Annotated in this window: 8 protein-coding genes; 3 read left to right on the forward strand and 5 right to left on the reverse strand. The window is 32.1% G+C overall.

Features of this window, described 5'->3' with window-relative positions; translation table 11 throughout:
- Positions 1–223 precede the first annotated feature (223 nt).
- From FLACOL7796_RS21385 to FLACOL7796_RS21405, 5 genes are read right to left on the reverse strand one after another with little or no spacing between them, the layout of a single operon-like run.
- Positions 224–1,132, reverse strand: coding sequence for a TIGR01777 family oxidoreductase (locus tag FLACOL7796_RS21385; RefSeq protein WP_173972823.1), 909 nt, complete (start codon positions 1,130–1,132; stop codon positions 224–226).
- A 59-nt stretch (positions 1,133–1,191) separates the two neighbouring features.
- A complete protein-coding gene (locus FLACOL7796_RS21390; protein ID WP_232067430.1) occupies positions 1,192–2,004 on the reverse strand; it encodes a thiol-disulfide oxidoreductase DCC family protein in 813 nt (270 codons plus the stop codon).
- A 58-nt stretch (positions 2,005–2,062) separates the two neighbouring features.
- Positions 2,063–2,788, reverse strand: coding sequence for a YqjF family protein (locus FLACOL7796_RS21395; protein WP_173972825.1), 726 nt, complete (start codon positions 2,786–2,788; stop codon positions 2,063–2,065).
- A complete protein-coding gene (locus FLACOL7796_RS21400) occupies positions 2,785–3,132 on the reverse strand; it encodes a hypothetical protein (protein ID WP_173972826.1) in 348 nt (115 codons plus the stop codon). The genes FLACOL7796_RS21395 and FLACOL7796_RS21400 overlap by 4 nt, the downstream gene beginning before the upstream one ends.
- A gap of 56 nt (positions 3,133–3,188) precedes the next feature.
- Positions 3,189–3,692 (reverse strand): GbsR/MarR family transcriptional regulator, encoded by a 504-nt coding sequence (locus tag FLACOL7796_RS21405; RefSeq protein WP_173972827.1) that lies wholly within the window; start codon positions 3,690–3,692, stop codon positions 3,189–3,191.
- Positions 3,693–4,046: 354 nt separating this feature from the next.
- Between FLACOL7796_RS21405 and FLACOL7796_RS21410 the strand changes: the two genes are divergently transcribed.
- From FLACOL7796_RS21410 to FLACOL7796_RS21420, 3 genes are all read left to right on the forward strand, one after another.
- Entirely contained in the window at positions 4,047–4,460 is a 414-nt protein-coding gene (locus tag FLACOL7796_RS21410; RefSeq protein ID WP_173972828.1) for a DUF1842 domain-containing protein, read from the forward strand.
- 149 nt (positions 4,461–4,609) lie between these two features.
- The gene (locus tag FLACOL7796_RS21415; RefSeq protein WP_173972829.1) at positions 4,610–6,103 is read left to right on the forward strand and encodes a hypothetical protein; all 1,494 of its coding nucleotides are present in this window, start codon (positions 4,610–4,612) and stop codon (positions 6,101–6,103) included.
- A gap of 321 nt (positions 6,104–6,424) precedes the next feature.
- The gene (locus tag FLACOL7796_RS21420; protein ID WP_173972830.1) at positions 6,425–7,687 is read left to right on the forward strand and encodes a cation:proton antiporter; all 1,263 of its coding nucleotides are present in this window, start codon (positions 6,425–6,427) and stop codon (positions 7,685–7,687) included.
- The last annotated feature ends 25 nt before the right edge of the window (positions 7,688–7,712 follow it).

Consider the following 7,712-nt stretch of genomic DNA (forward strand, 5'->3'; position numbering starts at 1 on the left):
AGAGGAAGCGAAAGTCTTAATCAGGATATGAGTCACGAACTCGCAGGAACGAACAGTTTACTTTTGCTTCCTTTCTCAATCATAAATTTAATTAAATTTGAAAAAACAAATCTAAAGGAGGAACGAGGGATCACACTAGAAACTCCGTAAAGTATATCGACAATTCTTTGTCGAATTCCGTGTGAGATCCCTCGTTCCTCGGGATGACAAAAATGCGCGTAGTTTAACGCAATAAATCTCGAAAAGTCTTATCAATATCCCCAAACTTAAACTCAAATCCATTATCCAAAAGTCTTTTCGGAATTACATTTCTGCTTTTCAAAACTAATTCAGTTTCTGTTCGAATAAAGAAAGATCCGATTTCTAGCAGAAAAGCATTCATCGGAATCCCGAAAGGAAAACCAACTGCTTTTCTAAGTTTTTGCATAAAATCAGCATTGCGAATTGGTTGCGGAGAAACAATATTTATGACGCCGGTAATTTCTTTCTCAATAATAAAATCAATTGCATTGGCGAAATCATCTTCATGAATCCAGCTTATAAACTGATTTCCTTTTCCTTGTTTTCCTCCAAAACCTATTTTTGCCAAAGTCTTAAGCGGAATAAAAGCACCTCCATTTTTTCCTAATACTATAGAAGTTCGCAAAGCCGTTTTTAAAGTATTTGGAGTTTCGGTTTTAAAAAATGCTTTCTCCCAAGACAGGGCAACATTTATAGAAAAGTCATTTCCAATTTCGCCATCCACTTCATCCATTTGTTTGTCTAATGAAAATCTATAAATTGTTGAGGTAGATGAATTCAGCCAATGTTTGGGTGGATTTTTGCAATTCAAAACCGCTTTGTTGAGAATCTTGGTACTTTCGATACGAGATAATAAAATCTCTTGTTTGTTTGCTTTGGTATATCGACAATCAACAGATTTTCCCGCTAGGTTTATTAAAACCGTAGCATTTTCTAATTCACTTTCCCAACCAGAAAAAGTTCTGGCGTTCCAGTTTACATATTTTATTCCGTCGATGGTTTGAGATTTTCCACGGGTTAGAATCACAATTTCTTCAAATTTATTTTTGAATTGATTGATTAATACTTGTCCTAAAAAACCGGTTCCGGCTGTTATAATAAGTTTTTTCATTTTTATATTTTTTGCGCTAAACCTGACGGGTTTTTAAAACCCGTCAGGTTTTCGAGAGGTTAATTAAGAATAAAAAATAAAGCAAGAATTCGATAAAGTATCCATGTATAACAAAGATAATAGGGAAGTTTTAGAATTTTAATTCTTCTAATATGTTCTGTAAACATGATCAAAACAGTTATCGCAAACCAACCTAAAATGATAATTGCCGGAATAATTATAAACTGACTTACAATCAAAATTGGTAATAAAATCAAAGAACCCATTAAAGAAACAGTCATTAAATTTCCCGCATAATTGATGATAGTTTGTTTATTGAATTTTAAAAGAAACATACTTTGAAAAGCGATTTGACCAAAAGCCAAAACAACTTCTCTAACTATATTTGTTTTGGGCAAAACAGGAATCAAATTAGAATATCCAAATAAAACAAAAGTCGTTACGATTAAGGCAAATGCGATAAAAAGAAAACGGTATTTGTAATTGAAATCCGGAACGCATTGTAGCTTGTTTTCTTCCTTTACATTTCCGGGAATTATTACCTTTCTATTATAAGAAACAAAAGAGTACATTTTTCTAAGAATATAATGTATGGGTTTGATAGTCGCTATTTTTTCGATTAACGGAAAAGAAAATCCAATCACTTTTATTAAACTATCAATTCCGTAAGTAACAGTTTTTGTTTTGTTATCTACCAAAGCAATTTCGTTTGGCGCACGTTTTAAGTCTACAAAATTTTGTTCTTCGTCAGATAGTTGACAATATGATTTTCTTCCATTTTCATCCAGCATACCACTTTTTACAAATCCAGTTGTGTACAAACTGCAAAGTGGGCAATCTTCATCATAAAGCAAAGTTTGGTTTTCGAGCATTTTCATGATTTTTGGTTTTAAAGATTATGAAATGAATTAGGATGTAATGATGCATTTTTTAGATTATAGAAATTGATTTTAGTTTCTTTTTATTCTTAACTACAATTTCAGAGCCTTTCGCTAAGAAAACTGAAGTTGGTTTTGTAGTTTGAAGAAATTCAAAATCAGTTCCGTATGTTTTATTAAAATCAATATCAATGTTGTAATTTAAAACTTCGAATTGTTCCCATCTCGGATGTTGAACTTCATATTCAAAAGTAGTTTCTTTATCAATTTTGGTATAACCAAAATAATGCTCTGTAATAAATTCAGCTTCAGAATCAATCTCAATTGCTACAGGATTCTTTTTAGTTTCTATTTGAATCGTGTTCCACTTTTGATCATTTTTCCATTGATAAATAAAAGTACTGGTATCTTTTTTTTCGATTACTTCATGTCCCATTTTCTGAGTTTCATAATGTTCCTGATATAAAGTATTGGCAACAAAAGTGATGGCGCTTTTAGGAACAATTTCTTTAATAAAAACTACACCTCGTTTCCATTCGCCGTTTTCAAAACGTTTTACGTAGAATCTCAAATTGACTTCTTCAAAATCGATATGAAACGGAATTTTTAATCCTAAAACTTTCGTGTTTTCAAACATAAACCCAACCAGACTTACATAACATTTGTTATTCCAAAAATCTATTTCAGTTCCTGCAGGAAGATATTTTTCTAAGATTTTGGCATCAACTTCATAATTGAAAAGTGCTAAGTTTTTCCATTCTGCTTTTAAGAAGTTCATTGGTGTGCTTTTTTATAGGTTATTGTAGAAAAGAAAATTGTAAGTATTGGTGGAATTAAATACAAAATGTGGCTTATAAAATCTTGATATATGATTACAGCATTTACAAACCATAGCAAAAAGAAAAGTACTACGATAGCAATATAAAAGCGAAGGCTTTTATCATGTGGTTCATCGATAAACATTTTTATTCCAGATATTAATTGAAAAAGACCAGTAAGAATTAAAAATAATATTCCGCTGCCGACTAAATTTCCACTGCTTTCATTGATGATTAAGCCTAAAGCAATTAAAAATATGGGTACACTAACAAAAAAATAATTAAGGTTATTTATAGTTTTCATAGTTATTATTTGTTTTAAACTTTCAGAAAAAAATGAAAGTTTGAATTAAATTTTTTTTACTTCATCATTTTCATAACCAATTTACCTAACCAGTTATCATTAAATTCAGTCATTTTATCTAACATATTATCTGCTTTTAAAACGAAATCATATAATTTAGAAGTTTGATCAACAAAGTGTTTTTCTTCAGCCGAATTGTTAGCATTAATCGAAGAAACTTCTTTTAAAATTTTAAGCGTAGGTTTAATTTCTCTTTTGCTTCTTTCTCTTGAAATTTTTACAGCCAGTTCGTCTAAATCTTTTTCGGCAGTAAAAAACTCTTTTCTTTCTCCGGCTTTGTATTCTTTATATACAATTCCCCAATCCATTAAAGCTTTTAGATTCATGCTGGTATTTCCGCGGGAAATTTGCAATTCTTCCATGATGTCTTCCATAGAAACAGGTTCGTTCGAGACCATTAATAAAGCGTGGATTTGTGCCATCGTTTTATTAATTCCCCATTGAGAACCTAATGCTCCCCAGGTTTGTACAAACTTATTTTTTGCTTCTTTGAATTCCATGGATCAAATGTAAGTAAAAGTTTTTAAACTTTCAAAAATAAATGAAAGTTTAATTGCGAAAGGTGGATTATTTTTTTTAAATGGGATAAAATAAGTGTTTTTACGCGCTAAATTATTCTGTGTCATTTATTATCTCATTCATAACCAATAATTTCCATCCTGTATCATTTTAATAATTAAGCCTTTTTATTTGATATAGCTTTGAAATAGAAAATCACCCCAAATGTATTATTCAGGAGTTTTTTAAACGCTAAATAATTTCATTAACAGATTAAAAAGGTGGAGCAGAAACCACTAAAAAAAACGAGGCGTCCCCGAAAAGCCTTATGAGTAGGAAACCTAAATCAACAAGTTATGTCAGAATTATTAGCAGGTGCTTATTTAGCAAAAGGCACAATCGGAAATGTAGGAACACCAGGTGCTCCAATCGCAACATTTAGTTTAGTAGTAGTACCATCTCAGCATTCTGTTTCTGGTACAGTAGTGATTACTCAGGCTATACCAGGTCCTGATAGTCATATTGTTGTTTCAGTAACAGGAAAAATATATGCCACAGGAATAGGAAATGTTACTCAGGTAGTTAGTCTGCAAGGGCAATATGTACACTCTGTACCTCCTCCTGCAATTGGTTCTTTTTTAGCAAATTTCAATGCTCATTTGGCTATCGATAATGCTTGGAATGGTAATGGAGGTTTTTCATATTTCAACCATACTGTAGAAAATGTTCCGGTAGCATCAGTAAAAAATCTAAAAGAAGAGTTGGTTTAGAAATAAAATTCTCCCCAAAAACAATTCACAGGATAGCAAAAAAAAAATCCTCACTCGATTAGAGTTTTGATGTAAAAGATCGCCTGGTTAAGGCGGTCTTTTTTGTTACAAAGATCTTCTCGCTCCCCGAATAATTAAACCTATAAAAAATGAAAAAAAAATACGTTATTATCAGTTTGTTGCTTGTTATTATAGTAGCAGTTGGTTTATGGTTGTTTCTTTTTAATAAAAGTAACGGACTTTATAAAGACGGAGTTAAAACTTCGTACGCAAGTACATCAGCAGATGCATGTGATTGCGAAACCAGTTGGTTTCCTCACGATCAAACCCCAGCTCCAAAAGAAGGCGACGGAAGTCCGTTTGATAGTGAGACCACTACAAATTGTGATTTTCATCAATGGTCATGGCAAAAGTTTTTGTGGGTAACAAAACCATTGCCAAACGGAAATCCTTTCTTTTTAGATTCTCTGGATTTAGTTAGTCCGCAAATGGAAGAAGTTGCGCCACAATTGGGTATAAAATTGGCGTTGAGTTCTATTAATCAAGCCGGTTTTAGTGCTGTTTTGCGTTCTAATCCTAAATTTAATAATGTTGCAGATACCGTTTATTATTCCATTCATATTAATAAACTTTTAAAAGACAAGGCAGTTTTAATGGCTTCCTTAATCAACAGCGGGAAATTACCCGTTTCTAATTTAGAGACATTTCCGGTTGGTGCTTTAGAATTAAAAGCTTCCTGGATTAATATTGATGCAATTGCCAAAGCGCAGCAACAAGATTATTTCACTACTAAAGCTGCTGTTCAAAACAGCAAAGGGCAATATGTTCAAAAAACCGTTGCCTTATTAGGTATGCATGTAGTGGGAGTTGTAAAAAATCACCCTGAATTTATCTGGGCAACTTTTGAACATAAAGATATGGCGCCTGTTTATGATAAGAAGCATAATTCAGTAAAGTCCGTAAATGAAATGTTGTTTTATGAAAAAGGAACAAGCAGCGGTATAGATGGTATCAGATGGCTTAAAGGTGCAACGGCTCCGGTTGTTGCTAACAAAGCATTTATTCTGTACGAATATGGTGTACCAAAGGATTTAAACACTGGTGCTTTTATGGCTACAAGTCAGGCAGAACCGGCTAACTTTAATAATATTGAGGATATCAATAAATGTGTAGCATCTAATTTGAAAGATGTTTTTAGAAATTATTTTTATAATGGTTCTATCTGGTTAAATTTTGACGGAGTTTCTTCTGAAAATCAAAAGGAAGCAATTGTAACAAAAGATATCGAAAGTGCCCTTCCGGATTCGTTAGCCAGAGGTTCAGTGAATCTGGCCAATATTACTATGGAAACTTACACGCAGACTTTTCAGGAAGATATTCATGAGATTAACAATAGCAATTTAGCAAATTGTTTTTCTTGTCATCAATCTGCAAATTTTGATAAAAAGAGACCGGGAAAATCTCCTTTGTTTTTGAGCCATTTATTTGGAGATTATTTACTATTTACTAAACCAGCTTTAGCGGCTACGGGTAAAAATGCTAATAATCTTGATAACTCACGTGCAAAACGTATTAAAGAAATAGAAGCACTGAAAACACAACAACTTGTAGATTTTATTAATGAGAAAAAGCAAAAAAAATAAGCTTTAATTATTTAATAAATCATGCAAAGCGGAACCCGAAAAGCTTATGAGTAGGGATAAGTAACAAAATTGAATTAAGTGATTTTAGAAATCAGGAAGAGTTGTAAAGTAGTGTTTTATAAATAAAGCCTAAGACAGCCAAAAATTAATTAAATGCATAAAAAAAGCCAAAGTAAATTTCATTTTACTTTGGCTTTTCAATTTATTTATTGCCTTTTTTTAATGCTTTTAAAGTTATTTAAGAATTGTAAAGTTATGTTAATTTAGGAAATGAAATTTTGTATTAGATAATGGAAATTTATTTTTGTAAAAATCAAATTTATGGAATTATACTACACCTTTTCAATACTAATTGTATTGGCCTCTTTCTTCGCCTATTTAAATTTAAGATTTTTAAAGCTTCCGGGAACTATTGGAATCATGATTATTGCCATGTTAGTTTCGGTAGGAATTCGCCTTTTAGGAGATTCTTATTTTCCTGATACTACAAAACATTTCTTTGAATTGATAAAAGAATTCGACTTCAACGAAATCTTAATGGGAGCTATGTTGAATTTTCTTTTGTTTGCCGGCGCACTACACGTAAATATGTCTGATCTTAAAGAACAAAAAGTTCCTATTATGATTTATTCTACAGTGAGCGTTGTCTTGTCAGCATTAATTATTTCTGTATTGCTTTATTATATCGCACCTGTTTTAGGAATAAAAATCCCGTATATATTTTGTCTCGTTTTCGGAACATTAATATCTCCAACGGATCCAATCGTGGTATTGGGAGTTTTAAAACAAGCAAAAGTGCCTAAAAGAATAGAAACCAAAATTGTTGGTGAATCTTTATTTAATGATGGAGTAGCAGTTGTAATGTTTGCTGTTGTTTTAAAAATGGCAACCGATCCTACCTTTGATATGACTTTTGGTTCTATTGCCTGGTTATTTGCAAAAGAAGGAATTGGCGGACTTTTATTAGGAGCTGTTTTAGGATATACTGCATCGAGGGTTATGAAAAAAATCGACGATTATAAAGTTTCCGTTCTAATAACGCTTTCTATCGTAATGGGAGGATTTCTGATTGCTCAAAGTTTACACGTTTCAAGTCCGTTGGCAATGGTTGTCGCAGGATTGATTATTGGTAATTACGGAAAAAAAGTAGCCATGAGCGAAGTAACGAAAGATTACTTGGGTAAATTTTGGGAACTTATCGACGAAATATTAAATGCTATTTTATTCTTGTTTATTGGTTTTGAGTTATTGCTATTACCGGATCTAAACAAACAATTATTAACCGGTTTCGTCGCTATTTTTATTGTGTTATTCGCCAGAATCGCTTCTATCGTTTTACCTTGGCAATTCTTCGATATTTTTAAAATTTTCGGTATTAGATCTGCTTATAGCAAAGGATCTTTAATGGTTTTGGTTTGGGGCGGAATTCGCGGTGGAGTTTCTATTGCACTAGTACTTTCTATGCCTGAGGGTGAATACAAAAACCTATTACTTGAAGTAACTTATATTGTCGTATTATTTTCAATTGTAGTTCAGGGACTAAGCGTTGGGAAATTGGCTAATAGAGTTTTAGAGAAAGAGTAAAGAAAATAGAATATAGAGTAAAAAT

Origin of the sequence: Flavobacterium bizetiae (genome assembly GCF_902804475.1) — a bacterium.
Taxonomy (GTDB): domain Bacteria; phylum Bacteroidota; class Bacteroidia; order Flavobacteriales; family Flavobacteriaceae; genus Flavobacterium; species Flavobacterium bizetiae.

Excerpts from the sequence above, each read along its gene's own strand:
- FLACOL7796_RS21390 (WP_232067430.1), bottom strand. The coding sequence starts at position 2,004 with ATGCTCGAAAACCAAACTTTGCTTTATGATGAAGATTGCCCACTTTGC.
- FLACOL7796_RS21385 (WP_173972823.1), bottom strand. The coding sequence starts at position 1,132 with ATGAAAAAACTTATTATAACAGCCGGAACCGGTTTTTTAGGACAAGTA.
- FLACOL7796_RS21410 (WP_173972828.1), top strand. The coding sequence starts at position 4,047 with ATGTCAGAATTATTAGCAGGTGCTTATTTAGCAAAAGGCACAATCGGA.
- FLACOL7796_RS21395 (WP_173972825.1), bottom strand. The coding sequence starts at position 2,788 with ATGAACTTCTTAAAAGCAGAATGGAAAAACTTAGCACTTTTCAATTAT.
- FLACOL7796_RS21400 (WP_173972826.1), bottom strand. The coding sequence starts at position 3,132 with ATGAAAACTATAAATAACCTTAATTATTTTTTTGTTAGTGTACCCATA.
- FLACOL7796_RS21415 (WP_173972829.1), top strand. The coding sequence starts at position 4,610 with ATGAAAAAAAAATACGTTATTATCAGTTTGTTGCTTGTTATTATAGTA.
- FLACOL7796_RS21405 (WP_173972827.1), bottom strand. The coding sequence starts at position 3,692 with ATGGAATTCAAAGAAGCAAAAAATAAGTTTGTACAAACCTGGGGAGCA.
- FLACOL7796_RS21420 (WP_173972830.1), top strand. The coding sequence starts at position 6,425 with ATGGAATTATACTACACCTTTTCAATACTAATTGTATTGGCCTCTTTC.